The organism is Shewanella sp. Arc9-LZ (genome assembly GCF_010092445.1).
Classification (GTDB): domain Bacteria; phylum Pseudomonadota; class Gammaproteobacteria; order Enterobacterales; family Shewanellaceae; genus Shewanella.
Genome location: NZ_CP048031.1, coordinates 580475 through 606541, shown reverse-complemented (window position 1 = coordinate 606541; position 26067 = coordinate 580475). Strand labels below are relative to the sequence as shown.

The window sequence follows — 26067 nt, the reverse complement described above, 5'->3', positions numbered from 1 at the left end:
ATAGAGGTAAGTTCTCGCACATCATTAATTCGCAATATCAATGATAAGTTTGGTTCAGTAAATTGTTCAAAGGCTAAGTAAGTACTAAGTGGCTGATTCATTAGCACCTTCGATACTAACAACAAAAATTACCATTTATTAGTTACGCATTATGCGTGCTAGGAGTCATACAAATGAGCAAAGAACGTAATAATTCAAAAGAAGCGAAGAAAAAGCCGGCATTATCTTTAAAAGAGAAACGTGCGGTTAAGCAGTCGAAAAATTCACCTGAAAATTTTGCCAGTAAAATCAAATAATTTATACGTCGTTTAGCGAATAAATAGCTTGATGTAACCATATTGAGCACATAAAAATACCGAGCTAATTGCTCGGTATTTTTGTTTGGAACCTATTGATTAGCACTCTAGATACAGCACCAGCACTCTACTTAACAAAGTATTAGAACTTGTACTTCACGCCCACTTTAAGCTGCCAAGCTGATTTGTTGATGTCATAAGTATCGTAATTGTTAGTCTCAATACCATCTTGGCCAAATGGAACAGAATAAGTATAAACTCCCGTCGCCGCATTGTAGTCATGATCAACCAACTTAGCGCTGTTAAAGCTTTGGTATTCAACCACGCCCCAATCTTCATTAACTAGGTTAAGTACGTTTTTGATATCGAAGTATAAAATACCTTTATGCTCGTCAGTAAACCCTGGTAATTCTTGCGTAAAGCGGAAGTCTAGCTGATGTATCCATGGTTGGTTGTCGGTGCCTTTTGGTGCTATACCACCGGCATATTGGCCTAAACCTATTTCATCAATTGCCGCTTTAAACTCCTCATAAGTTAATCCACCAGCATACTCAACATTAGCATCATCAGCACCTGTTGGAATGTAAGGTAGATAATATGATGCGCCAGCAAACTTGCTTTGGTCACCTAAATTGCCATCACGATATGAACCTAGTGTCCACGTTAATGGGTTACCTTCACGCGCTTCGTAGAATAAGTTAAAGCTAGAGTTGTAGCCTGCAACAAACTCTACGTCATAACCCAAGCTAAAGGTGAAGCGATGCGGTGTTTCATAATAGCCAGTGCCCATAGTGGTGCCATTACGATCATATTGTACTGGGGTATATTGATAGTTAGACGTTGCAGTAGACGACGAGCCTTGGTTGCCTTCTTCAACTGAGTTATAAGCATAACCTGCACGCATGCTAAGGCCCATATCCCACTCTTTGGCAATCGACAAACTTAACGTCTTACTGGAGCCATCATCTTCAGCATTGGTTAACATGAGGTCATAACGCTCGGTATTACCACCAGCACCATTATTAGCTAATGGGTCCCAGGTTTCATAAACCACACGGCCAGTGGCATCGGTTTTCACTTGGCGACGGGCTAAATCAACCCATGCTAAGTCGTTTTCTTTTTGAATGTATAAAAACTCACCACCCACAAACCAATTATCACCTAAGGCACCTAAATCCCACGTACTGTCAAAACCAATACTTGCACGCCAGTCTGAAGGTAACTCAAAGTTAGGGTCGATGGCATTAACATTACCGTCGCCACCCACTAAACCCGCTTGAGCATCTGCTGGAACATTGCCAAAATCTGGAGTGCCCCATACTGGGTTCCAACCTTCGTTATAGCTTAATAAGCTGTTGCCATCATTTGAAAAGCTATTTGAAATCCAAACAGATGGTGAGCCACCACTGTAACGGCCTACACCACCGTATAAGGTCACATCATCACTTAATAAGTATTTAAGCCCTACACGAGGTAACCAAATATCTTGGCCATCTAAGGTTTCGTTGTTAGCAAACCCATATCGATTAACAAAGTTTTCATTAATGGCTGGAGTATCTGACATGCTAATGGTTTCATAACGCATACCGAACGTGAGCTCTAAATCGGCCGTAATATCCCATGAGTCTTCAACAAATAATGCCAAGGTGTCCATGTTAAAACTGGCACTCACATCATTTGGATTACCCGAAGCCGCATTTTGATAACGGAAACTATCGACGGCGCCTGCCGCTAAGTTATCAATAGAATCAAACTCCCAATTGCCCAACACATCTTGAGCAAATAAGTTGAATATTTCAACGCTATTGTACTGAGCACCAAAGCCAATATCGTGGTCGCCTAGGTAATAATCACCCACAAAACGTAGCTCAAGATTTTGGTTATTTAATTCATTTGCTTGGCGAGAACTGTCAGTGCCAAAAATGACTTTGTCACCTGACTTTTCGAAGGTTTGTACCGACACCATACCTATGCCTAAATCATCAATGGTTTTCGATTTAGTGGTGGTATCTTTGTAAGCGATTTTGATTTCAGTACTAAAATCGTCAGTCCAATCGCTGTATAAGTTGGCCGCGTAGGTTTCTAAAGTTTCTTCTTTGTCATACCAAGTGCTTGATAATTTTAATAACGAATCACCTGATGACATGTTGTTGGTTACATTACCTATGGTCGATTGATAAGTAAAACTGGCACGGTGTTGGTCGTTAATATTCCAATCCACTTTAGCTAAGATTTTTTCATCTTTTTCTTGTGGTGAGGTGGTGTAACCGCCAATGCTATCAAGACCATATATAGACTGAGCAATTTGTTCTATTCGAATTAGATCTTCTGAGGTCACATCTGACTCATTGGCAAAACCAGCGCCCTTTGGCCCCCACTCTGCCGACGTTGGTGCATCAAAGTTTTCATATGAGCCAAAGAAAAACAAAGTGTCTTTAATCAGAGGAAAACCAACCGTGCCGCCGAATGTGGTCTCTTCAAAATCTTGGGTTAAGGTGTCACCAGAGTCCTGGTCTTTACCATCACCCGCCATGCTGTCGTTGGTGGTTTCCCAAAAAACAGTCCCGGATAAATCATTGGTGCCCGACTTAGTTACTGCATTAATTTGTGCGCCGGTAAAACCACCACTACGAGCAGAGTAAGGCGATACGTTAAGCGCTACACTCTCCACTGCATCGATAGAAATAGGTGAACGCTGAGTTGGGTAGCCATTTGAATTAAGTCCAAAATCATCGTTTTGAGAAATACCGTCTACCACAAAAGTGTTAAAACGTGGGTTCATGCCCGCCACGCTCATTGAAATACCGTCGGTACCCACAACAGCCATTGGGTTTTGGCGCAACACATCTTTTAAATCACGGCTAATACCGGGTGCGTTAGCGATATCTTGCTCACCAAAGTCACTGTTACCGCCGGCGCTGCGATGAAAGCTTGCACTGCCAACGACACCAACACGCTCCATCGTAGAAGTGGCTTCTAGTGTGCGGTTAAAACGGAATGTTTCGCCTAATCCTAAGTAGACATTGTCTTCAACTGTGTCAGCAAACACATCAGAATCGACTTTAATAATGTAAGGACCACCGACACGTAAACCGCGGGCAGTAAATTGCCCATTAGCAGAAACAGGAACTTCGGTAACGGTACCGGTAGGCTGATGGATAATAGTAATTTTTGCATCAGTAACAGCATTACCAGCAGGACCTATAATCTGACCACGAATATCAGATGCGGTATCTGCCGCTATTGCAGGTAAAGCAATTCCCATAGCAAAACATGTCGCGAGCGCGAGACGACTGATTTTATGATTAAGCAACATTTCAAACCCCTGAATATTTTTATATTTTAATGTTTAGTTACCCGTTTATCGGGCTTAGTAAATCAATAGAGCAAAAACTTCAGGGCGAAGTCTAAGGACGATATGTTGCATTTTAATGTCATTTTTAAACGAAAAAATTAACCGCAAAACAACTTTGGAGTAACACATAAATGTCATATTGTTGCTATATAGTCGCGACTCAAGTCTGTGTCACGTAACAATAATTTCATACGCTGGCACATTAAAGACGCTGTTATTGCCTTAACAACAATGAATTGGAAGTTTTATGAAATCGTCTGTTTTACTGAATAACATGTTATTGCTAGTGGGCAGTGTATTGTTCACCTTAACGTTCAGCCTACCTGCCAAAGCATTTGGTCAATTAGGCCACAGAATTGTAGGCCAAATCGCTCAAGCCAATTTATCCCCGACAGCTCAACAGAAAATAAACCAACTGACAGGTGGCGAAAGCCTAGCGCAAATGTCAACTTGGGCAGATGAAATCCGCTCCGACAACACTTGGGATCGCGCTGCGCCATGGCATTACATTTCAATTGAAGACGATGAGTCGTGGAAAACGGTTAAGCGCAATGCTGATGGCGATATCATCGAAAGTTTGCAACGATTTGAAAAAATATTAGTAAACCCTAAAGCCAGCCAACAAGAGAAATGGCAAGCATTGGCATTTTACGTACATTTTGTCGGCGACATTCATCAACCACTACATGTGGGTCACAGCCATGATAAAGGTGGAAATACAATTAAACTCAAGTGGTTTGGTGAGCACACAAATTTGCATACTGTGTGGGACAGCAAACTAATTGAACAGCAGCAGTTAAGCTTTACAGAGTACAGTGATTTTTTAACGCGTATTAGCGAACAACAACGCAAAATGTGGAGTGGTCAAAGCTATTATCAATGGGCTGATGAGTCGAAAGCATTAAGGCAAAGGGCTTACCAGCTCGAACAGAATTATCAAGGTGAAGACGATTTACGTTTTAACTATGTATTTACCCATAAACCCATTATCGAGCAGCGATTGCAGCAAGCTGGCATTAGATTGGCTGAAAAACTCAACGCTATTTTTAACTAGCACTTTTCTGACTAGCGTTATTGCTTACCAGTACTCGTTTCGACTGACACTATATTGTGAATTAATAATGTTTTAGCCTAATAAAAAGCCAGTGATATTTATCACTGGCTTTTTATGTGCTTAATTCGCGATGGTTAACAAGCTTTAGCTAACACGCTTTAGTTAACTCGCTATGGTTAACATTTGGTTTCACTTATTACGAGCAACAACCTTTCTCTTTATTGCCTTTTGGGATCATGTCCCACAATACTTTGGCCATTAACACCGCTAGCACGATACCAGAAACCGCCACTACACCTTGAGGTAATAAGGCATGCTCTTCACCAATCTGCGGCATCACTTCAAAACCAAAGGTATCAACTAGATAATTGACCAATACACCAAATACTAACGCCACACCGATAACACCACCTAGATAGCCATATAATGCACGCTTACCTAGCTCTTTAGTTACCACACCTAAAGTTGCAATGTTGGTCGCAGGGCCTGCCATCATAAAGACTAGTACAGCACCTGGTGATACTCCAGCTAATAGCAATCCTGCAGCAATGGGGGTTGAAGCGGTGGCACAGATATACATTGGGATCGACACGAGGACCATCACTAACATCGCCAGAATGCCATCACCCCACTTAACCAAAAAGTCAGCCGGCACATAAGTCTGCACGATGGCGGCAAAAAATAACCCGACTAATAACCACAAGGTGGTGTCTTTGACTAAATCTGTGGCTGCGTAATGCAAACCCGATAACACACGGCTAAATACACTGTTGTGTTTCAACTCTGTTGCCATATCTTGAGTCGATGCGCAGCAACTGGCTTCATCACTACTTTCACTTGGTACCTGGCTTAGCGATTTCGAGGCGCAACAACTGCTTGTTGCTGCCACTTCAGCTTGCACCTCAGGTTTGCTACTGCAACAGCTTGATGCAACCGTTTTAGCTTTTGTCTCATCTTTTACATCGTCTTTTACATCGTCTTTTAATGTAGTACTGCAACACGCTGAGGATGTAGATTCAATTGGTTTATCTGCAGTTTTACTGCCACAACAACTCTGCTTTGCTTCTGTAGTATTAGCTGAAAATGTACGCGCTGGCGTCATCGGGCTTAATACAGACTCATGCTTAACGGGTTCCGACTTAATCGCAGTCATTTTTACGCTAGCATTTTGCATTGTACCAGCAGTTGTTTTACATGTTGATGTCGCTTCAGAGCTGGCGTCTGAGCTAGCAGTTGATTTAGCTGCGCAGCATGATACCGGCTTGGCACTCGCTGATGAATCAGTGGCTGTTTTTACTTTAGTAGATGCTGACGCAGGAATACCATCATCGTCATCTCGGCCCACTAATAAACCCGCCACTATCGCACTGGTAATCGCCGCAATCGGGCGCACAATCGCCATAAAAGGCCCGAGTAAAACATAGGATACGGTAATTGAGTCAACGCCAGTTTCTGGGGTAGACACTAAAAAAGAGGTTGTCGCGGCTTTTGAGGCGCCAGCTCGACGCAAACCTACTGCTGCCGGAATAACGCCACACGAACACAAAGGTAAAGGCGCACCTAATAATGCCGCCTTCACCACCGTTTTCATTCCATGACCGCCGAGTTGCTTTTGCATCCATGCCATCGGCACAAATACTTTTAACAAACCTGCCAGCACTAAGCCCAATAACAACCAAGGGGCAGACTCTAAAAATAAATGAAGGAAATTGGTCAATAACATACTTAATCCTTATGACCCAAATTAGCAAAATGATGATGTTCTTTTTTAGCAATAATATGCTTGTCTGACGACTCTAACGCTTCGAGTATCGAGCAATGCTCGGCGCTATCTGGGCCACCACAACAGGTATTTGATAAACTTTTTAGCGATGTCGCAAAATGTTGTAGCTCAGCTAATTTCGTTTCTACTTGCTCAAGCTTAGTATCGACTAAACCTTTAACATCGGCACAGGCTCGATTAGACTTATCAACCTCAATAGATAGCAAATCGGCGATATCCTTAAGTGAGAAACCCACCGCTTTGGCACGTAAAATAAATTTAAGTCGTTCGGAGTCGCTGTGGTTATACAACCGATATCCGGCATCAGATCGGCTTGATGGCGACAGCAAACCATGTTTTTCGTAAAATCGTAATGTGTCAGCTTTGATGTCATACAAGGCTGAAAGTTCGCCTATTCGATACATATGTTAATTCACCATCGTCATCTGAATTTTACCTGAGTATAAACCTTGGAGTTTAATCTAAGGTCAAGGGTTGTTGGGTGATTATTTTTGCGTACCTTTGTTCTTATTTCAATATTGTGAAATCACACAGAAAAAACACCCAATAGAAGCGGTTTACGATAAAATACGCCCGCCTGATCACAACACAGTAAGCCTCGACGGTGTTAAGCAATCTAAAAAACACTATGAGGGACTTTGGTAAAGCAGACTTTAATTGACTCTGTTTTACTAAAGCTCCTTAAAATCAAACTAGCGGACCTGTACCTACATGAATAATGTCAGACCAATTCGTCGCGCGCTATTAAGCGTATCAGATAAAACTGGAATCCTTGAGTTTGCACAAGCGCTGCATGCACAAGGTGTTGAACTCTTGTCTACGGGCGGTACTGCAAAGTTACTTGCAGACAATAATATCCCGGTAATGGAAGTGTCTGACTACACGGGTCACCCAGAAATTATGGATGGTCGTGTTAAAACCCTGCACCCAAAAATTCACGGTGGCATTCTTGCTCGCCGCGGCATTGACGAAATCGTCATGGAACAAAACGCCATTAAGCCAATCGATTTGGTTGCGGTTAACTTGTATCCATTTGCTGAAACCGTTGCCAAACCAGGCTGCACCTTAGCGGATGCTGTTGAGAACATCGACATCGGCGGCCCAACGATGGTGCGTTCAACCGCTAAAAACCACAAAGACACTACGATTGTGGTTAATTCAAAAGATTACAGCCGCGTGATTGCAGAAATGCAAGCCAACAACGGCAGCACCACCTTAGAAACGCGTTTTGACTTAGCCATTGCAGCCTTTGAACATACCGCTGCTTATGACGGCATGATCGCCAACTACTTCGGTACTATGGTGCCTGCGCACAGTAACGACGAATGTCATGACGATTCAACGTTCCCACGTACTTTCAACAGTCAGTTTGTCAAAAAACAAGACTTACGTTACGGTGAAAACAGCCACCAAAAAGCGGCGTTTTATGTCGACACGCAAATTGATGAAGCGTCTGTTGCCAGCGCGATTCAGCTACAAGGTAAGGCGTTGTCTTACAACAATATCGCCGACACAGATTCAGCACTTGAATGCGTTAAAGAATTTGAAGGCCCTGCCTGCGTTATCGTTAAGCACGCCAACCCTTGCGGTGTGGCATTAGGCGCTAACTTATTAGAAGCTTACGACCGCGCATTTAAAACCGACCCAACATCAGCGTTTGGGGGCATCATTGCCTTTAACCAAGAGTTAGATGCACAAACGGCGCAAGCCATTGTTGACCGCCAGTTTGTTGAAGTCATCATTGCCCCTAAAGTGAGCCAAGCCGCACGCGCCATCATTGCCGCTAAAGCAAACGTGCGTTTACTAGAATGTGGTGAGTGGAATACAAAAACAACTTCACTTGATTACAAACGCGTTAATGGTGGCTTGTTAATACAAGATCGCGATCAAGGCATGGTGAACCTAGAAGACGTTAAAGTCGTGTCTAAGCGTCAACCAACGGCTGAACAGTTAAAAGACTTAATGTTCTGCTGGAAAGTGGCTAAGTTTGTTAAATCTAACGCCATTGTTTACGCCAAAGACGGCATGACTATCGGTGTCGGTGCTGGCCAAATGAGCCGCGTATATTCAGCTAAAATAGCGGGAATAAAAGCTGCCGATGAAGGCCTAGTGGTTGAAAATTCAGTAATGGCATCTGACGCTTTCTTCCCATTCCGTGATGGTATCGACGCCGCTGCAGCTGCAGGTATTAGCTGCATCATTCAACCGGGCGGTTCAATTCGCGATGAAGAAATCATCGCCGCAGCAGACGAGCACGGTATGGCAATGGTGTTTACTGGCATGCGTCACTTCCGCCACTAATAAACGCTAATATCAAATATGGGTATCGCTTATCAATCATGCTTTTGCTAAATGCTTTTGCAAAAATAGATAACAAGCGATACTTTTTAAATTTTGTTTAAAAGAATTAGAGCATAGCTATTTTTTCTAGTTCAATGAAAGCACGCGCAGCTTATAAGTATAAGTGAGCATGCTTGAAGCAGAAATAGAGAACATAGCGCAGCTACAAAAGGATTAAAGATGCAGGTACTTATAATTGGTGGTGGCGGTCGTGAACATGCTCTAGCTTGGAAAGCGGCTCAGTCTGCTCAAGTAACAAAAGTGTTTGTTGCACCCGGTAATGCTGGTACGTCTTTAGAACCTAAGTTAGAAAACGTTGCTATTGATGTCGAACAAATTGACGCACTTGTCGCCTTTGCCAAAGATAACGCCATAGCGATAACCATCGTCGGCCCAGAAGTGCCATTATCGCTAGGCGTAGTTGATGCCTTTAATGCAGCTGGTTTAGCCATTTTTGGCCCAACCAAAGGCGCGGCACAGCTTGAATCTTCAAAAGCTTTTACTAAAGACTTTTTAGCGCGCCACAACATTCCTACTGCTGACTACTCAAACTTCACTGAGATTGCACCGGCTAAAGCTTATGCGGCAATATTAACCGCTAAAACGGGTTTCCCTGTCGTGATTAAAGCCGATGGCTTAGCAGCGGGTAAAGGTGTAATCATCGCAGCAGACCAGGCAGAAGCCGATGCAGCCATTGATGACATGCTAGCGGGCAATAAGTTTGGTGATGCCGGTTCACGCGTAGTGATTGAAGAGTTTTTAAAAGGCGAAGAAGCCAGCTTTATCGTGATGGTAGACGGCAAAAACATTCTTGCTATGGCCACCAGCCAAGACCATAAAGCTCGTGACAATGCTGACCAAGGTCCTAACACCGGCGGAATGGGTGCATACTCACCAGCTCCTGTGGTAACACAAGCAGTACACGACTGGACTATCGCCAATGTTATTCGCCCAACGGTTGATGGTATGGCAGCTGAAGGTAATGTTTATACTGGATTTTTATACGCAGGCCTGATGATTTCACCAGACGGTAGCGCCAAAGTGCTTGAATACAACTGCCGTTTTGGTGATCCTGAAACCCAACCGATTATGATGCGCTTGCAGTCAGATATTGTTGAGCTTTGCTTAGCTGCGACTCGTGGTGAGTTAGATAAAGTCACTGCAGAATTTGATCCTCGTGCAGCTGTCGGAGTCGTCATGGCAGCTGGCGGTTATCCTGACGCGTACAACAAAGGCGACGTTATTGACGGCTTAACCCTTGGCGACACTAACGGTAAAGTGTTCCATGCGGGTACTAGCATGAAAGACGGCCATGTTGTCACTAACGGCGGCCGCGTATTGTGCGCCACCGCATTAGGCAACACAGTGACTGAAGCACAACAATCAGCTTATGCATTAGTAGATGCCATTCATTGGGATGACGTTTATTTCCGTACTGATATTGCTTATCGCGCTATTGCTCGTGAACAAGCTAAAAGCTAATAGTACATTGGGTTTAGTTCGTTGAAAAATCCCTGTGATGGCAACAACATCACAGGGGTTTTTTATATCCGCTTGTAATGCTGAAGATTAATTACTGTTTACATTATCCATAACCCGCAATTTTTATGATTTAGATCACAAAAACGACTCTGTTCAAGGCGCAAGCTAGTAACTGAAAGGGAGTGTGATTACCTTTGCTGTTATTCAAACTCCTGCACTTTAGCTAACGTACTCGTAATGATTATTGGAGGATTAAATGAGAGTTAATACCAGCGACCTAATTTATCAAGGTGAAAAATCAGGCGTGCATAATTGGAATACCTTCTCGGGCAACTCTTTCTATTGGCATCCAGATTGGTTACATATTGCAGAAGATATGACAGGCCATAAAGCCCTAGAAAAAATTGATATTGCTGAAGGTGAAGCCACTAAAACTGATGCCGAAAATGCCATCTTAAAACATTTAAATAAATAACTTGCTTAATATTGCCATTAATAGCCATAAACTGCGTATCTAAATCTATCAAATCTGCACGTTTTCATGAGGATACTTCTGGTCCCACCAGATATCCTCAGCGGCTATTTATTCACATTAACCGACCTATTTGACATATATAACCACGCAAAGTAATTAACCAAGCATACTACTCAAAAGCTGCAGCAATCTGCCCATCTATAAATTATTACTCAAGCCTAACAATGTTCGACTTAACAGGCATTTTTATGTCAGGATGTGCTTCTGTTACAAATAAGTTACTAACTTATTATAATAACACTTAGCCAACTCACACGAATGAGATATTGGTCAAAAATAATAACAACAAAGGAAGTAGTATGTCTCAATCGGCGTCGTTCAAACCGTCTTCATCGGAGCACAAGCAACCCAGCTTACTTGATGCACTAATCCCCGTTTTTGCCCTTATTCTTATGCTCGCGGCAGCGGTTTATCTGTTTTCATCGGATAGCTCATCAGGCGCCAATCAAATCGCATTAGTGTTAGCGGCATGTATTGCAATGATTATCGGTTATAAAAATGGCTATAGCTGGAATCAAATGGAACGCGGTATCGTCAAAAGTATTGGGGTTGCGACGGGCGCATTATTAATTTTATTTAGTGTGGGTTCACTGATTGGTACGTGGATTTTAGCCGGTACAGTGCCGACGATGATTTATTATGGTATGCAAATCCTTAACCCAGACTACTTTTATACTGCCTGCTGTTTGTTGTGTGCGGTGGTTGCACTGAGTATTGGTAGCTCGTGGACCGTTGCAGGCACCTTAGGTATTGCCTTAGTGGGTATTTCGTCAGCAATGGGGCTAGACGTTAACATTACTGCCGGCGCTATTATTAGTGGCGCGTATTTTGGCGACAAAATGTCACCAATGTCTGATACAACAAACCTTGCCCCTGCGGTTGCGGGTACTGATATTTTCAGCCATATCCGCCACATGACATGGACCACTGTACCCAGCATTATCATCGCCCTGATTGGTTTTACTTTTTTAGGCCTTACAGCAGATGCGGTGCCGATTGAAAATCAACTCGTAGATACTTTGGCTTTATTGGATAAGACCTACAGCCCAGGAATACATTTATTAATCCCGTTATTAGTGGTGTTGTATTTAGCTAACCGCAAAATGCCAGCGTTTCCAACGGTCATATTAGGTACGTTAGCTGGCGCGGTGTGCGCAGCATTATTTCAGTTTGATAACGTGATTGCCTTTGTACACGACGACACATTATTGCCAATGGTCGCGCTAGTGAAAGGTTTATGGATAGCCATGTTTGACGGCTATGTCGCCAACACAGGCGATGAAGTATTAGATAATTTATTAAGCCGTGGTGGCATGAGCAGCATGGTAACAACCGTTTGGCTTATTCTTTGTGCGATGGCATTTGGCGGCGTGATGGAAGTCACCGGATTATTAAACCGTATTTTAGAAAGTATTCTTACCGTCGTCACCGGCACGGCCAGCTTGATTATTACCACCCTGGGCGTGTGTATTGGCGCGAACATTATTACTGCCGATCAATACATTGCCATAGTACTGCCAGGCAGAATGTTAAAGGTGGAATACACCCGCCGTAAATTAGCAGCTGTTAATTTAAGCCGCGCGCTAGAAGACTCAGCAACCGTAACCAGTCCGTTAGTACCCTGGAATACCTGTGGTGCCTTTATGGCAAGTACACTTGGCGTAGCCACTATCGCTTACTTGCCCTACGCCTTCTTTAACTTAGTCTGTCCGTTTATTAGTGCATCTTATGCTTATTTCAATTTCAAAATTGAGCCATTAGACGAAACTAGGATCAGCACTGGCGAAGTCGTTGGTTAACTAAAAAGTCGTCTATTAACCTAGAAATGGGCGATTAACCAAAACGGTCTTTTAACCAACCATAATGATAATAACCCCATTGCCCAAGCCGTCTTGCTTGGGTGAAGGGGAATTTAGGCAAGGGTTGCTGATACAAAGGCAAATTGGGTAAGGTTTCACCGGCAATACTTTGTGCTAAGCGATACGCAGCTTGGCTACTAAAAGACACTCCAGCACCGCAATATCCTAAGCTGTAACCCACGCCACCTTTACTGTACACATGGGGCATGTCATCCATGGCAGCAGCAATCCACCCGGTCCAATTATAGGCCACGGCTTTATTGGTTAAGCTTGGAAAGCACTTATTGAGCGCCATTTTTAAACGCTCACCGTAAACAGGGTTTGCAGCATCTTTGCCCCACACCGCGCCGCGGCCACCAAACAATAAACGGTTGTCGGGTAATAAACGGTAATAGTATTTTAAAATACGGGTGTCCATGGTCACTTGATGAGTATGCAAACCTGCCTGTGCAAGCTCTTGAGCGGTAAGCGGCTCGGTGACAATCACATTGCTTAATATCGGCAAAAACTTATCGTCTATGCGCGGGTTAAACCGTTTAGGCGTATAAGCATTGCCCGCCATAATGACTTTATTGGCAATCAGCTCACCTTTATCGGTAATTAAACGATGTTTACCGCCCTCTTCAATCCACTCTAATACGCAAGATTGCTCAGAAATAGTCACGCCTTGGTTTTGTACCATCGACTTATAACCTAATAACAATTTAAGCGGATTAAGACCAAAACCGTCTTTTAAACGCAGCGCGCCAAAAGCTTGATGATGATCTAAATACTGGGATCTAAAATCTTGGCTTGAAATAAACTCGGCACCTGAGTCTTGGCTGTCGGCTAAATGTTGTTGAATATAATTAGCGGCATTTTGCAGCGAGACCAATGCTTTGGGATTATGGGCCACCTTTAAGTAGCCCGCTTCTTGCGGTTCACAGGCGATATTATGTTGTTTGATTAACCCATCGACTCTAGCCACCGCTTGGGTGAATTCATCGTATATGCCCTTGGTCGTTGCTAAGTCCCAACGCTTGGTCATGGCGGCATAACCTAATCGACCCGAGCCTTTTAATACAAAACCGGCATTACGGGCACTGGCACCAAAACCGACTTGGTTGGCCTCAAGCACATGGCACTCAATATTGAATTCGGTTGCCAAATAATACGCTGTTAATAAGCCTGTGTAGCCCCCCCCCACAATAGCCACATCGGTTTGTTGGCAGCCAGACAATGCTGCGGTTGGTGCGGGTAAGACTTGAGTGCTTGCCCAATAGCTAGGAGCAAACGTTTGATTATTAGGGTGCGAGTTAATCAGCGGATCGTACATATTAGTCTTCTTTTTTATTATTGATTTAGACAGTAGACATTAAAATAGCAGTAGCATTTCACAGGCTACGCAATGACAATCTTCACCGCATAATACACAGATATAATCATCACCCATATAACGTTGATGCCAGCGCTGCGGATGCTGTTTAATTAACTTACCACCTGCCTTAGTAAAATAACGCACTGCAGCATTATTAGGGCTTTGCTGCCATAAATGACTTACCCCCGCCTTAGCCCCTTGTGCCATTACTGCAGCCTTGGAGGCCGCTAATAGCTTGCCACCAAGCCCTTGTCCTCGGCCAGATTCAGCAATAGTGTTTGATTTGAAATAACACACATCGTTAAAATCAACGCCCCACTGATTAACCGTGCACCATTGATCTTGCGGCCATTGCCCCGCGGCATACGTTAACCGAAAGCCAATAAGTTGTTCATTTTCAAGCGCGACAAAATTGGCATTAATGCCATTTTTAATGCCTTTGTGATAAATCGCTGTGAGTTCTTCAATGTCCATATAACCACTGCCGTGGACTATTTCACCTAGGGTTATCACTGCATCAAAGTCAGCGGGAGTCAGTTGTCTAATCATTATTAACCTATTTTCTTCACACCTTAATTCAACTTGAGGTGAGCTCTTATTGTTGGTTTTAGCACACCATATCACACGTCATTATCGGTAAGTTAACGATGTTAATCTTTTGTGATAATTTGGCGATAAGTAGGTGAGATCCATTGTTCATACTGGTTGCAATTAAACAAAGGAGCTCGGTTATGAAACGTACACTAGTGACTGCAAGTCTTATGGCTGCTGGATTATTCAGCCTTCCAACTTTCGCTGCTGATATTGAAGTTAGCGTGACAAACTTAACTCACGGAAATCACTTCACCCCTATTTTGATCGCAGCCCACGACGCTGACAGCCACCTGTTTCAAGTCGGTACCGAAGCTTCTGCAGCGTTACAAAAAATGGCTGAAGGCGGTGACATTGCCGACTTAGATACAGCTGTAACCGGTAATGCAGGCGTAACATCAGCAAATCCGGCAATGGGTTTGCTTGCTGCGGGTGCCAATGTAAGTGGAGTAATGCTTGATACTGGCGACAACACCCATTTATCTATCGTAGCGATGGTGTTACCCACTAATGATGCCTTTATGGGCTTAGACGCTTGGGAAATCCCTACCGAAGCAGGCACGTATACTATGTACGTCAATGCATATGATGCAGGCACAGAAGCCAATGATGAAATCATTAATGGCGGCGGCATGTCTGGCGTACCGGGTATTCCTGCAGCCCCTGGTGGTGACGGTGGAGCCAATGGCACAGGCGTGATGGACAATTCTGACAACAGTAATGTACATACTCACCCTGGTGTTTTAGGTGACATGGACCCTGCTGGTGGTATGAGTGACTTAGACAGTCGCGTACATCGCTGGTTGAACCCTGTAGCCAAAGTTGTGGTGACAGTAAAATAAGGAGGTAGCCCATGAAACGCACTGACTTTACACTTAAGCCCAGCTTAATCGCCATGCTGGCTGCTGCAACACTGCTTACTGCCTGTGGTGATGACGATGACGATACCGTTGTTGTTACCCCACCAGCTCCAGTGATGCAAACCTTCACGGTAACCGTGACTAACTTGACGGCTAACCAACCAATGTCGCCCGTTATCTTAGCCTCTCATGCTAGTGATGCCATGTTATGGAACGCCGGTGAAATGGCCAGCGAAGCACTCGAGAAAATGGCTGAAGGTGGTGATACTGCCGACATAGCAGCACTAAGCGTGATCAATAGCAGCGTTAACGGCACAGGCTTATTAATGCCTGGTATGTCAGAAACATTGACCTTGACCTTAGATGAAGCCGACGTAGCTAGCATTAGTTTGGCCACCATGTTGGTTAACACTAACGATGCCTTTACTGGTATTAACAGTTACACCATTGCCGGCATGGAAGTGGATGCAACAACCGCGATGAAGTTTATGGCTTATGATGCTGGCACTGAAGCCAACAGCGAAGCCAAAGGTACTATGCCAGGACCTGCTGATGGCGGCGAAGGTTTTAACGCTAGCCGTGATGATGTCGACTTTGTGCATATTCATCCTGGTGTTATTTCAATGTACGACGGCTTAGCCGATTCAGTATTGGGTGCGTCGCACCGTTTTGATAACCCGGTGTTAGCTGTCACTATTATGCGTACTGAATAATCTTAATCGGTCGTGTCGACTGAATGAATTTCAACCCGATTGAAATTTATTCTCCTCAAAGCGGGTCTAAGTATTAATGCAATTACTGGATTTGCTTTGAGGAAGTCACCATGAATGGAAACGCGAAACATAATGGCCATGTTTGTCCGCAACATATTTTGTTAGTAGAAGACGAACAAGACTTGGCTAAGTTAATCATACTTAACCTCAAAGCACTCAACTACAGCGTCGACCACGCCACCACCTTGAAGCAAGCCATGCACATAATCGAGCATAAAAAGCTCGACCTCATATTAATGGACCGCATGCTCCCCGATGGTGATGGCATTATGTTGTGTGAGCAACTACGCCAAGACGGTAAGGAAGTCCCGTTGATGCTATTAACCGCCAAAGATTCAGAAGCAGATGTGGTACTAGGCCTTGAAGCAGGGGCAGATGATTACCTCGTCAAACCCTTTAGCGTATTAGAGCTGCGCGCACGAGTAAAAGCACTATTAAGACGCGGCAAAGCCCAACATGAACAAACCCAACAAATTGAATTTAACAGCGTAACCATTAACTCCAGTACGCGTGAAGTTACCGCGTTTAATAAAGCGTTAACCCTCACCGCCCGTGAATTTGATTTACTGCTATTTTTAGCCAAACACCCGCAACAAGTCTTTAGCCGCATGCAACTGTTAGAAGCAGTATGGGGCTATAACTACGACGGCTATGAGCACACAGTAAACAGTCACATCAACCGTTTACGTAACAAGCTTTCTTTGTGCTCACCTGAACATGATCTTGTCAAAACAGTGTGGGGCGTAGGCTACAAATTTTCACCACCAGAGGTGCAAACCAACTAATGAATCGCTTATTTAATCGGTTGTTTTTAGCATCCACAATCATCGTGTTATTACTGTTTGTGGCGTTATGGCAATGGTTGCAACTTAACCATGAATTCAGCCGTAATCAAATTCAGCAATCACTGCACCTACAACTTGCTGAACACATGGCACATATCAACCCTTTGTTATCGCAAGGGATCACGTCAGACGCCGCGCTTAAAGAAGCCTTTCACGACTTTATGCTGTTAGGGCCAAGCTTTGAAATTTACACCTTAGATCCAGATGGCAAAGTGATTGCTTATGACGCCAAAGAAGAAAAAATTAAAACTCATCGAGTCGATACCACAATCATTCAGCAGTTTCTAAATGGCGACAACCTCCCAGTGCTTGGCACAGATCCGCGCAGCGAAGATACCCACAAGATTTTTTCCGCTAGTAAACTCATCACCGAAGATGGACTGCACAGTGGTTATTTGTATGTGATCATTGGCGGTGAAGATTACGACAGCTGGCAAGCACTGATTAACGCCGAAAACCAACCTAAAATCTGGGGCGCTACAATCGGTTTTTGGATTATTTTTGCTTTAGTGCTATTCGTGATTTTACTGCGCTATTTTACCCGTCCAATCCAAAAGCTCGCACAAGACTTAACCGAACTTAAAAACATCCCGATGTCAGACAAACTGATGTTACCCCAGCGTTATCGTGGCAGCTTAGAAATAAGCCAACTGAGTCATCATATCAATCATTTATTGCAAGAAATCCAATTGCAGCAACAACAAGTTAAACGCCAACAACAAGCTAAGCATGACTTTTTACTGCATTTGTCTCATGACTTAAAAACCCCGCTTACTGCATTGTTAGGTTATATCGATACTTGGTTAATATTACCCGAGCACGAACGGGACGAAGCGCTAATCCAATATGCTGCAAACTCAGGCCAAACCTTACAACAGCTACTGGCACAGTTATTAGAATTGGCCGCCCTAGAAAATGGTCAAATCGATGCACAACTGCAACAAGTCAACCTAAGCGAACTGCTTAGCGATATTGAACAAACCTTTACTCCTCGAGCAAAAAAGCTCGGGGTTCAATTAGATTTCGACATCAATCATGCCAGCCAAATCTATACCGACCCCGCACTAATGCGCCGCATACTCAACAACTTGGTCGATAACGCCCTGCGCTACACCCCCGCCGGTGGCAAGATTCAAATCATCAACGCACAACACAATGGCCAACAATGGTTAACCGTGCGTGACACAGGTGCAGGCATGCACAAGCATGAAGTTGATGCCCTTAAACAATTGTCGATGACGACATTGTCGTTTGAAGCGAATCAAAGTCTGCCACAACTCGGCGTCGGACTCGCCATTGTCAGGCAATTATTAGGCTTATTGAAATGCAGAATTGAAATAGACAGCCAACCAGGCGTAGGCAGCGAATTTAAGATAGAGCTTGTAACGCAGAGTTAATCTCATTTTTTGAATCGCAAATAATCAGCGATTTCATCGTATCTTCAATTGGTACTGACTCAGGTTTGTTTATCATTAAGCTTCAAAGTAAACAAAATCAATTATATCTAAACAGAAGAATTAGAACTAAGTCCTAACAAAAATTAGAGCTACTGTGAGTTAAAAACATGGCCTGCGGCCACTAACGTCGTGGCGCGTCGCCCACACCAGATTAACATCGCAAGGTTCCACCCTGCACGCGCCAAAAGGGGATCAACAGCAATCCCCTCTTGGATCACCCCTGCCGTTCCGGCAACATTTTCGCTATTTAACCAAACAACAGCAGCGAAAAAATTGCGACGGAAATAGATCCAGCTTTTGGCCTCTTTTGAATCTTGCCTCGGCCCATCTTATTAATAAAGAGTGAAAATGCTAACGCTTCCGATGGTACATCCTGTACCGCGAAAGCTAAGCTCACATCTGATAGGCAGGATGCCTGAATGCCTTGTAGCACATGGATGTGCGAGAAAGGCCATGTGAGCTTCACGCTATTTTCTTCAACGGCCTTAAGTTCAGAGTTGAATTGGTCCCTTTTAACGTCAATATACCAACACGTTTATGCCCCATTGTGAGCTACGATCGGTTAATCACTCAGTGCACCGAGGAATAATTTGATTTACATTTAATAATTCCAAAATATGGAAGTAAAGTCAGATTACACCGCTATCTAAGTGACCAAATTCAGCGACCACTACAAAACTATTTAATACCTTATCAGTAAGTTAAAGACTGATAGACGTGGACTTTTATCAAAGTGAATCAACCGAAGTGAGTTAGAGTAATTTCCCAGTGGTAGTTCGTACCACTGGATTAGCACCATACTACCTTATGACGTGAAAGGTGGAATTTAGGCTTTTATTGATAATGTCGCTCCAAAAGCAATTAGACCCAAACCACACGCCTGATTAATTCTATGACCAAACTTTTGAAGTATGTGACTCGCGTGTACAGATGTGACTAGGTAAGCGACTATACAAAACCAAGCCATATGTAGAAGTGCAATGTAAACGCCATAGCTAATGACGAAAGGCATACCTTCATTATTGGATGAAATAAGTTGGCTAAAAATACTTAGAAAGAAAAGCATTGTTTTAGGGTTCAATACATTACACAAAAAACCTTGAAAGATGTATTTTCTAGTATGTATGGGTTGATCTGTTGAGTTTTTATAGTCTAATTTCAACTGAGAACTGACTAACCCTGTCACACCGAGATAAATTAAATACGCCGCACCAATGTACTTCACTATGCTAAATAAAAGCGCATTCTGAGAAACTAAGTGACTGATCCCGATTACAGAATAGGTAATATGCACACAAACACCAATCCCTATCCCAAGAGCCGTTAATATACCCGCTTTTCTGCTAAATATTGCACTGTTTTTAAATACTAAAACAAAGTCAGCACCGGGGCTTACTACGATTAAAAGCCCAAATACTGCAAAACTTAATAACTCCATTTTCTATCCTAACTGTTCATGATTTTAAAATAATTGTATAGATTTATTTGTAAGTTATAATCGAAAAAAAGGCATCCTAAATGTGAGAAAAATTCACAGATGAGACATTTAAAAGCATTCTATGTATTTCATATTGCAGCAGAGTCATCGAGTTACAGTAAGGCAGCAGAAAAACTTCATATCACTCACGGAGCAGTGAGTAAGCAAATTAAATTGCTAGAGAGCCATTTGTCGCAGTTACTGTTTTACAAACAAGGTAGAGGAATGTGTCTCACGCAAGAAGGTGAGTTACTCAAGCTGTACACTGATATTGCGTTTAATGCTCTAGATAATGGAGTTAAGAAGCTAACTAGGGAAAGCAATAAACATCTTGAAGTTTCCTGTGAGCCCACATTAACTATGCGCTGGCTGATGCCTAGGCTGGCCAGCTTTTTCCAGCTTACGGGTATTGATGTTCGACTATCAACAGCAGGAGGGCCTGTGGATTTAGATGAAACAGGATTATCTTTAGCCATCCGGCGTGATGACTTCGATATTAGCCCAGAATTTACGACACAAAACTTAGTCAATGAGTGGGTTGGCCCTGTTTTTTCCCCTGAATATTGGAACAAAGCTCAGCACAACTTGGATGATATTGTTCTGCTTCATAGTGAAACGAGACCTTCTGCATGGTCAGATTGGTCATTACGCTCAACACAAGCCTTTAATATAAATAAGTCCAAATCCTTTGAGCATTTCTATTTCTGCTTACAGGCAGCAGTTGACGGTTTAGGGGCTGCTATAGGGTCATATCCTCTAATAGTCGATGACTTGAAAAACGTGAGACTGGTGGCTCCATTTGGATTTACTCAATCTGGTCATCGTTATGTACTGCTCAGCCACGCAGAAAGACTGGGAAGCAATGAATTGGAGTTCTTAAACTGGTTAGAAAAGACAATGTCCTTATGCCAGCCTGAAACTCTAGGTTTGTAATTGTAGTGGGTTAGTGAATTTGATCTGCTATTTGTAGGCGACTCGCGTGGTTTGGAATAGAAAACGTTATCTGAAAGAGAAGGCTCTCCATCTCGTAGTAACACGGAAATGTCCAACAATTTTTTGCCTCTTAATGAGGCGTAATACAAGCAGCCGTTGGTTTCCTCTTGGTCTGGTGTGGGTGAAGCGCCACGACTTTAGTGGCCGCAGGCCATAAAACCTAAATCAAAATCATAAAAAACAGCTGGATTCCGGCTCACAAGCATTACCGGAAAGACGTAAAATAGAAAAACTAACTGCTCGCATTCAAAAACTAAAAAACAAAAAACGATCAACAAAAAAGCGAATCCGAAGATTCGCTTTTTTAGCCAATACCACTGAATTACTTGTGGTATTTACCTGACAACTCATGCACAGAATTGATAAATGCACCAGCATGCTCAGGATCAACATGTTGGTGAATACCATGGCCTAAGTTAAATACATGGCCAGTACCTTCACCATAACTTGCTAGAATTTGATCAACTTCTTGATGAATACGCTCTGGCGTAGCATACAACATTGATGGGTCCATGTTGCCTTGTAACGCCACTTTATGACCTACGCGACGACGAGCATCACCAATATCAACAGTCCAATCTAAACCTAATGCATCACAGCCTGTTTCAGCCATAGACTCTAACCATAATCCGCCGCCCTTAGTGAACAAGGTAACTGGCACTTTACGGCCATCAGCAAAACGAGTTAAGCCATCAACAATTTTTTGCATATAACGTAATGAAAACTCACGGTAAGCGTGGTGTGATAACGCACCGCCCCACGAGTCAAATATCATTAACGATTGTGCACCGTTAGCCACCTGAGCGTTAAGATATAACACTACTGAGTCTGCTAACTTATCTAATAACATGTGTAATGCAGCAGGTTCTGCATACGCCATACGCTTGATTTTTTCGAAGGTTTTGCTTGAGCCGCCTTCAACCATGTAAGTGGCCAAAGTCCAAGGAGAACCCGAAAAACCAATTAACGGCACAGAGCCATTCAATTCACGACGAATCGTACTCACTGCACGCATTACATAACCCAATTCATCTTCTGGATCTGGAATACATAATTTTTTGATTGCATCGATAGTATCCGTTGGACGTTCAAAACGCGGACCTTCACCTGCTTCAAAATACAAACCTAAGCCCATTGCGTCTGGCACGGTCAGGATATCTGAGAATAAAATCGCAGCATCTAAGTCATAACGACGTAACGGCTGTAAAGTGACTTCGCAAGCCAATTCGGCATTACGGCATAAAGACATAAAGTCACCCGCTTGAGCACGAACTTCTTTATACTCAGGTAAATAACGTCCTGCTTGACGCATCATCCATACTGGAGTGACATCAACAGGCTGCTTTAGCAACGCACGTAAATAACGATCATTCTTTAATTCTGCCATGTGGACTTTGTTCCTAGACTGTTATGATTTTTGCTGGGCGTTAGTTTAGCACTTACGCGATTAATGTAACCACTCATGCAGAATTTATGTGAGCTATTCCTAAATCTATGGTCGATTTTATTAACACAACCGCCACTATGCTCACAAAACACACAATACTGATGTGTAAATCGCAATTTATTGGATTAAAAGTTGCGTCGCGTTAAGTGGTTTGGTATAAAAAGTGTGCGCTAGCAAGAACAATCAAGAAGCCCGACAAATCGAGCCTTTGAAAACTTCGTTACCCCGTGATGGCATGCCATCACGGGGTTTTTTATTATCCCACTCCAAGACCCCTGTCCTTTTCATCCCCAAAGCAAGCTCGTCGATAAGCAAATAAAAATAAAACAGTTGATCGCAATACACTTTGTCCAATACATTAGTTGTAACAGAATGGCTGCCAATTAGAGAGAAGACATGCTAACAAAACTAGAAAAAGCAGAAAAACGCTGGGGCGGTTCTCATAATTTAATCGATCAATGGCTTAATCATCGCCGCAAATTATTAATCCAATATTTTATCGTTGCCGGATTAGCACCCTATTCTCGTAGCGAAAAATCACTTCCGAGCATGGATCAAGTGAAACAATTTTGTGCCCAATTAGTTGATTATGTCTCAGAAGGTCACTTTGAGGTTTACAACAACGTTATTAAAGCTTGTGAGAAGTTTGGTGAAACGAGTATCGAAACAGCCAACGCCTTATTACCGCTGATTAGCGAAAGTACTGACACGGCATTGGATTTTAATGATAAATATACCGACGCATCTGACGAACAAGTGCTGTATCAACTCGACAACGATTTATCACATTTAGCACAAGCGATGGAGTCGCGTTTCGAATTAGAAGATCAGCTGCTAGAATTGCTATATCAACGCCTTCCTTAATTGAGCCAGCCCATTAAAAAGTGCGATGAATTGACGCACTTTTTAATACGGTTAACTTGATTGCAGCAAACATTATTGCCGTTTATGCCAGTTTTCAGGCAACTCAACTTGTGACCACAAATGTTGACATAAATCTTGCGGCTGATGCCAATCGCCCATTTTTAACCACTCCACTAATGCATCGCCTACCTGTGGATACGCAATAGGCTTAGGTGACGGGCTTTTTAACCAACGCTTAAGCACAGCAGGATCTAAAGTTTGCATACTTTCTGCCGCGGCAAGTAATTCTAACGCCGCAACGTTAGCAGATTGCTCAAACTGACCCTGTAACGGTTTCACCAATAACTTTTTACCTAACGTCATCGCCTCACTGGCCAACTCAAAGCCAGCATTGCCAATCACCCCACCACATTGAGCCATGTGTTGTTTAAAGCCTTCACGATTAAAACCATGCCAATGAATATGCTCTGCTAATGGTTTCAATGGTTTAGTGCTGTGGTAAACAGAAAAGTGATATTGATCAAATGGGGCTAAAAAGGCAGCTATACGATCAGGCTCTTCAAAGGGTAAATAGACTAAAATTTGGTGGCTATGATCACCACCATTGGGCCACACCTCCACAAATGGAGGTAAAATAGGAAAGCCAAAATGATGCCAATGACAACCTAAAGCGATGTCAACGGGTGCAAAATGGTTGAGCAGAAATTCATTAAACCAGCTGTTACCTTGTTTAGGGACTGGATACTGTAATGCTGCTTGATGACTAATGGCGATTGACGGCACATTTTGTTGTTTGGCCGCCCAAGCACTCACAGGTTCAAAATCGTTTAAAACTAAATCATAACCCGTTAAATCGAGCTGCTTAATTTCAGATAAAATGGGAGTGGTTAAATTGTATTTGGCGGTTTTAACACAATTAACACGACCATTTTCGGTTACGAAAGTCATACCATTACGGGTCTGATAATCGCCAAAGCATTGCATATCAAAGTAGTGCTGTGGTGTTCGGCCTGAAAAAAGAAAATCGACATCGATATTATGTTGCTTAAGCGCAGTAGACATGACGCGTGCGCGGCTGATATGGCCATTCCCTGTGCCTTGAACTCCGTACAAGATTTTCATATTGCCTTACATCCCTCAACGGCTTAATGATCAAGATTAAAACGCTGTGCTTCTTTCTACATGAACAGTTACTACATGAACTGCTAGTACATGAACTGCTAATACATTAACAGCTAATACATGAACAACTAATACATCAGTTATCATAAAATAAGCTTTACAGCATCAGTTGATCGACCAGAAATACCGAGCCGATCCCCAACCCAGCGCCAGCCATAATATCCACAGGATAATGAACTCCCAGAGCGATACGCGATGAGCCAACAAAACAAGCCCAAGCAAACGCAATCGGTGCTAAGGCAGGAAACACCAGATTCACCACGCTAGCAAACACAAAGGCGCCAGCAGTGTGCCCTGAAGGTAAGCTAAATTTATCCGACGGTTCAAAACCAGACTCAAACCCAGCTAACGCATGGCAAGGACGATGACGTCGAATGCTATTTTTCAGCAGTAAATACAACGGAAACTCAACCAAGAAACTCCCCAACATTAAATTAAAAAAGTGCTGGCCGTTGGGATGAAAAAACAATAGCGCAACAGATAAATAAGCATAATAGTGGCCATCACCGGTTGCGGATACACGTTTAGCAGCCTGACTTAGGCCGTTATCTCGACTAAATTGCACTATCCAATAAAACCAATATTTATCTAACTGGCTGATACTCTTCATGCCTGACTCCATGTCAAACGTCGGCAATATCATTTAGCTAATATTGATCCGACTAAAGTTATGTATTTGTTAACAGTTTAGATAATAGACAGAGGTAATGAACACGAGGTGACAGTTAGCCTAAAGTTTTATGACACTGCCCAGAGTTGAGTTTCACGTTGGAAATAACCATAAATTCGAGAATAAGCATAAATTAGCGAATAACCATAAAGAAGCTTAACGGCTGATGTTTACCCGCGAGGTCACTTCAACTGAGAATAAGAGATGGGATAAATCGATAACAACGGTTTTATTTAAAATCGGTACTATGTGCTTGCCATTGATGTTACTCACAAGATGTATTGACTCGTCAATAGAGAGCTTATTGTGGGCCATTAAAACGCAGACAGGGGAATACAGAGCGGTTTGATAGCCATTTATTGCTTTAAATCAAAGCGATTTAAAGCAATAACCCCTCAAGTTTGGCTTGAGGGGTTATTAATCGCGACCGTGTTATCGTCATTCATTAACACGATAACTTAATATGACTCGTGCAATTATGCAGTTTGTGGCTGTGCACCTTTATTACGATAAATCTTAATTAAGTGAAAAATGTTAATGCATGCAACAAAGGCATTCATGCCCGCTACTGGCCATGCTTCGATTGCATATCCGTAGGCGACAAAAAAAGAACAGCCAATAAAGTTTAACCATCTTAGTAAAACGATGTCTTTCATCATTAGTGAAATGGCAACCATAACGGATGCGGCATAGCCTAATACTTCAATAATATTGATATTTTCCATAAGAACCTCTGTTTCAGGCTCTCTGCCTTCCGTATGCGTAACGGGGGTTCCGTGCCCCTAAAGCTAGTATTATTTTGTAAACTAACATTAATAAATCTAGCAATATGCTAACAAACTGTAGA

Annotated in this window: 22 protein-coding genes; 12 read left to right on the top strand and 10 right to left on the bottom strand. The window is 42.9% G+C overall.

Annotated features, from left to right (window positions below; all coding sequences use genetic code 11):
- Positions 1–173: 173 nt before the first annotated feature.
- Positions 174–296, top strand: a complete 123-nt coding sequence (locus GUY17_RS21270; RefSeq protein ID WP_011635985.1) for a hypothetical protein — start codon at positions 174–176, stop codon at positions 294–296.
- A 142-nt stretch (positions 297–438) separates the two neighbouring features.
- Here GUY17_RS21270 and GUY17_RS02735 read toward each other — a convergent pair whose 3' ends face one another.
- Positions 439–3612 (bottom strand): TonB-dependent receptor, encoded by a 3174-nt coding sequence (locus tag GUY17_RS02735; protein ID WP_162022234.1) that lies wholly within the window; start codon positions 3610–3612, stop codon positions 439–441.
- 286 nt (positions 3613–3898) lie between these two features.
- On the opposite strand from GUY17_RS02735, the gene GUY17_RS02730 reads away from it, so the two are divergent.
- A complete protein-coding gene (locus GUY17_RS02730; protein WP_162022233.1) occupies positions 3899–4705 on the top strand; it encodes a S1/P1 nuclease in 807 nt (268 codons plus the stop codon).
- Between the two features lie 196 nt (positions 4706–4901).
- Here GUY17_RS02730 and GUY17_RS02725 read toward each other — a convergent pair whose 3' ends face one another.
- Together GUY17_RS02725 and zntR are read right to left on the bottom strand one after the other, a co-directional pair.
- Positions 4902–6428 (bottom strand): SO_0444 family Cu/Zn efflux transporter, encoded by a 1527-nt coding sequence (locus tag GUY17_RS02725; RefSeq protein ID WP_162022232.1) that lies wholly within the window; start codon positions 6426–6428, stop codon positions 4902–4904.
- Positions 6429–6430: 2 nt separating this feature from the next.
- Positions 6431–6892 (bottom strand): Zn(2+)-responsive transcriptional regulator, encoded by a 462-nt coding sequence (gene zntR, locus GUY17_RS02720; RefSeq protein WP_162022231.1) that lies wholly within the window; start codon positions 6890–6892, stop codon positions 6431–6433.
- 307 nt (positions 6893–7199) lie between these two features.
- Here zntR and purH point away from each other — a divergent pair, with 307 nt between their 5' ends.
- From purH to nhaC, 4 genes are all read left to right on the top strand, one after another.
- Positions 7200–8789, top strand: coding sequence for a bifunctional phosphoribosylaminoimidazolecarboxamide formyltransferase/IMP cyclohydrolase (gene purH, locus GUY17_RS02715; RefSeq protein ID WP_162022230.1), 1590 nt, complete (start codon positions 7200–7202; stop codon positions 8787–8789).
- Positions 8790–9008: 219 nt separating this feature from the next.
- Entirely contained in the window at positions 9009–10310 is a 1302-nt protein-coding gene (gene purD, locus GUY17_RS02710; RefSeq protein WP_162022229.1) for a phosphoribosylamine--glycine ligase, read from the top strand.
- Positions 10311–10566: 256 nt separating this feature from the next.
- Entirely contained in the window at positions 10567–10785 is a 219-nt protein-coding gene (locus GUY17_RS02705) for a hypothetical protein (RefSeq protein WP_162022228.1), read from the top strand.
- A gap of 359 nt (positions 10786–11144) precedes the next feature.
- Entirely contained in the window at positions 11145–12644 is a 1500-nt protein-coding gene (gene nhaC / locus GUY17_RS02700; protein WP_101086238.1) for a Na+/H+ antiporter NhaC, read from the top strand.
- A gap of 34 nt (positions 12645–12678) precedes the next feature.
- Here nhaC and GUY17_RS02695 read toward each other — a convergent pair whose 3' ends face one another.
- Both GUY17_RS02695 and GUY17_RS02690 read right to left on the bottom strand, forming a co-directional pair.
- Positions 12679–14019 carry an FAD-binding oxidoreductase gene (locus GUY17_RS02695; protein ID WP_162022227.1) on the bottom strand — a complete coding sequence of 447 codons (1341 nt, stop codon included), beginning with the start codon at positions 14017–14019 and terminating at the stop codon, positions 12679–12681.
- A gap of 39 nt (positions 14020–14058) precedes the next feature.
- On the bottom strand, positions 14059–14610 hold the full coding sequence (locus tag GUY17_RS02690) for a GNAT family N-acetyltransferase (protein ID WP_162022226.1): 552 nt from the start codon (positions 14608–14610) through the stop codon (positions 14059–14061).
- A gap of 182 nt (positions 14611–14792) precedes the next feature.
- Here GUY17_RS02690 and GUY17_RS02685 point away from each other — a divergent pair, with 182 nt between their 5' ends.
- The 4 genes from GUY17_RS02685 (at position 14793) to GUY17_RS02670 (ending at position 18527) form a co-directional block, all read left to right on the top strand.
- A complete protein-coding gene (locus GUY17_RS02685) occupies positions 14793–15494 on the top strand; it encodes a spondin domain-containing protein (RefSeq protein WP_162022225.1) in 702 nt (233 codons plus the stop codon).
- Positions 15495–15505: 11 nt separating this feature from the next.
- Positions 15506–16225: a spondin domain-containing protein gene (locus tag GUY17_RS02680; RefSeq protein WP_162022224.1), complete on the top strand. Its 720-nt coding sequence runs from the start codon at positions 15506–15508 to the stop codon at positions 16223–16225.
- 110 nt (positions 16226–16335) lie between these two features.
- Entirely contained in the window at positions 16336–17070 is a 735-nt protein-coding gene (locus GUY17_RS02675; RefSeq protein ID WP_162022223.1) for a response regulator transcription factor, read from the top strand.
- Positions 17070–18527 (top strand): HAMP domain-containing sensor histidine kinase, encoded by a 1458-nt coding sequence (locus GUY17_RS02670; RefSeq protein WP_162022222.1) that lies wholly within the window; start codon positions 17070–17072, stop codon positions 18525–18527. Before GUY17_RS02675 ends, GUY17_RS02670 begins: the two co-directional genes overlap by 1 nt.
- 886 nt (positions 18528–19413) lie before the next feature.
- Here the strand turns inward: GUY17_RS02670 and GUY17_RS02665 are convergent.
- Positions 19414–20025 (bottom strand): LysE family translocator, encoded by a 612-nt coding sequence (locus tag GUY17_RS02665; RefSeq protein WP_162022221.1) that lies wholly within the window; start codon positions 20023–20025, stop codon positions 19414–19416.
- 99 nt (positions 20026–20124) lie between these two features.
- On the opposite strand from GUY17_RS02665, the gene GUY17_RS02660 reads away from it, so the two are divergent.
- Positions 20125–20997, top strand: coding sequence for a LysR family transcriptional regulator (locus GUY17_RS02660; RefSeq protein ID WP_162022220.1), 873 nt, complete (start codon positions 20125–20127; stop codon positions 20995–20997).
- A gap of 382 nt (positions 20998–21379) precedes the next feature.
- Here GUY17_RS02660 and hemE read toward each other — a convergent pair whose 3' ends face one another.
- Complete coding sequence (hemE, locus tag GUY17_RS02655) at positions 21380–22444, bottom strand: uroporphyrinogen decarboxylase (protein WP_101086245.1); 1065 nt, start codon at positions 22442–22444, stop codon at positions 21380–21382.
- A 456-nt stretch (positions 22445–22900) separates the two neighbouring features.
- Here hemE and rsd point away from each other — a divergent pair, with 456 nt between their 5' ends.
- Complete coding sequence (gene rsd, locus GUY17_RS02650; RefSeq protein WP_162022219.1) at positions 22901–23368, top strand: sigma D regulator; 468 nt, start codon at positions 22901–22903, stop codon at positions 23366–23368.
- Between the two features lie 72 nt (positions 23369–23440).
- On the opposite strand, the gene GUY17_RS02645 is transcribed toward rsd, so the two are convergent.
- The 3 genes from GUY17_RS02645 to GUY17_RS02635 form a co-directional block, all read right to left on the bottom strand.
- A complete protein-coding gene (locus GUY17_RS02645; protein ID WP_101086247.1) occupies positions 23441–24490 on the bottom strand; it encodes an MJ1255/VC2487 family glycosyltransferase in 1050 nt (349 codons plus the stop codon).
- A gap of 157 nt (positions 24491–24647) precedes the next feature.
- On the bottom strand, positions 24648–25160 hold the full coding sequence (locus GUY17_RS02640; RefSeq protein ID WP_162022218.1) for a phosphatase PAP2 family protein: 513 nt from the start codon (positions 25158–25160) through the stop codon (positions 24648–24650).
- A 536-nt stretch (positions 25161–25696) separates the two neighbouring features.
- A complete protein-coding gene (locus GUY17_RS02635; protein ID WP_101086249.1) occupies positions 25697–25945 on the bottom strand; it encodes a YgjV family protein in 249 nt (82 codons plus the stop codon).
- Positions 25946–26067 lie beyond the last annotated feature (122 nt).

Bases quoted from the DNA above. Each gene is read 5' to 3' on its own strand.
- GUY17_RS02735 (WP_162022234.1), bottom strand. From the start codon at position 3,612: ATGTTGCTTAATCATAAAATCAGTCGTCTCGCGCTCGCGACATGTTTT.
- GUY17_RS02725 (WP_162022232.1), bottom strand. From the start codon at position 6,428: ATGTTATTGACCAATTTCCTTCATTTATTTTTAGAGTCTGCCCCTTGG.
- purD (WP_162022229.1), top strand. From the start codon at position 9,009: ATGCAGGTACTTATAATTGGTGGTGGCGGTCGTGAACATGCTCTAGCT.
- GUY17_RS02730 (WP_162022233.1), top strand. From the start codon at position 3,899: ATGAAATCGTCTGTTTTACTGAATAACATGTTATTGCTAGTGGGCAGT.
- nhaC (WP_101086238.1), top strand. From the start codon at position 11,145: ATGTCTCAATCGGCGTCGTTCAAACCGTCTTCATCGGAGCACAAGCAA.
- GUY17_RS21270 (WP_011635985.1), top strand. From the start codon at position 174: ATGAGCAAAGAACGTAATAATTCAAAAGAAGCGAAGAAAAAGCCGGCA.
- GUY17_RS02680 (WP_162022224.1), top strand. From the start codon at position 15,506: ATGAAACGCACTGACTTTACACTTAAGCCCAGCTTAATCGCCATGCTG.
- GUY17_RS02665 (WP_162022221.1), bottom strand. From the start codon at position 20,025: ATGGAGTTATTAAGTTTTGCAGTATTTGGGCTTTTAATCGTAGTAAGC.
- GUY17_RS02635 (WP_101086249.1), bottom strand. From the start codon at position 25,945: ATGGAAAATATCAATATTATTGAAGTATTAGGCTATGCCGCATCCGTT.
- zntR (WP_162022231.1), bottom strand. From the start codon at position 6,892: ATGTATCGAATAGGCGAACTTTCAGCCTTGTATGACATCAAAGCTGAC.
- rsd (WP_162022219.1), top strand. From the start codon at position 22,901: ATGCTAACAAAACTAGAAAAAGCAGAAAAACGCTGGGGCGGTTCTCAT.
- GUY17_RS02670 (WP_162022222.1), top strand. From the start codon at position 17,070: ATGAATCGCTTATTTAATCGGTTGTTTTTAGCATCCACAATCATCGTG.
- purH (WP_162022230.1), top strand. From the start codon at position 7,200: ATGAATAATGTCAGACCAATTCGTCGCGCGCTATTAAGCGTATCAGAT.
- GUY17_RS02660 (WP_162022220.1), top strand. From the start codon at position 20,125: ATGAGACATTTAAAAGCATTCTATGTATTTCATATTGCAGCAGAGTCA.
- GUY17_RS02675 (WP_162022223.1), top strand. From the start codon at position 16,336: ATGAATGGAAACGCGAAACATAATGGCCATGTTTGTCCGCAACATATT.
- GUY17_RS02705 (WP_162022228.1), top strand. From the start codon at position 10,567: ATGAGAGTTAATACCAGCGACCTAATTTATCAAGGTGAAAAATCAGGC.
- GUY17_RS02685 (WP_162022225.1), top strand. From the start codon at position 14,793: ATGAAACGTACACTAGTGACTGCAAGTCTTATGGCTGCTGGATTATTC.
- GUY17_RS02640 (WP_162022218.1), bottom strand. From the start codon at position 25,160: ATGAAGAGTATCAGCCAGTTAGATAAATATTGGTTTTATTGGATAGTG.
- GUY17_RS02690 (WP_162022226.1), bottom strand. From the start codon at position 14,610: ATGATTAGACAACTGACTCCCGCTGACTTTGATGCAGTGATAACCCTA.
- GUY17_RS02695 (WP_162022227.1), bottom strand. From the start codon at position 14,019: ATGTACGATCCGCTGATTAACTCGCACCCTAATAATCAAACGTTTGCT.
- GUY17_RS02645 (WP_101086247.1), bottom strand. From the start codon at position 24,490: ATGAAAATCTTGTACGGAGTTCAAGGCACAGGGAATGGCCATATCAGC.
- hemE (WP_101086245.1), bottom strand. From the start codon at position 22,444: ATGGCAGAATTAAAGAATGATCGTTATTTACGTGCGTTGCTAAAGCAG.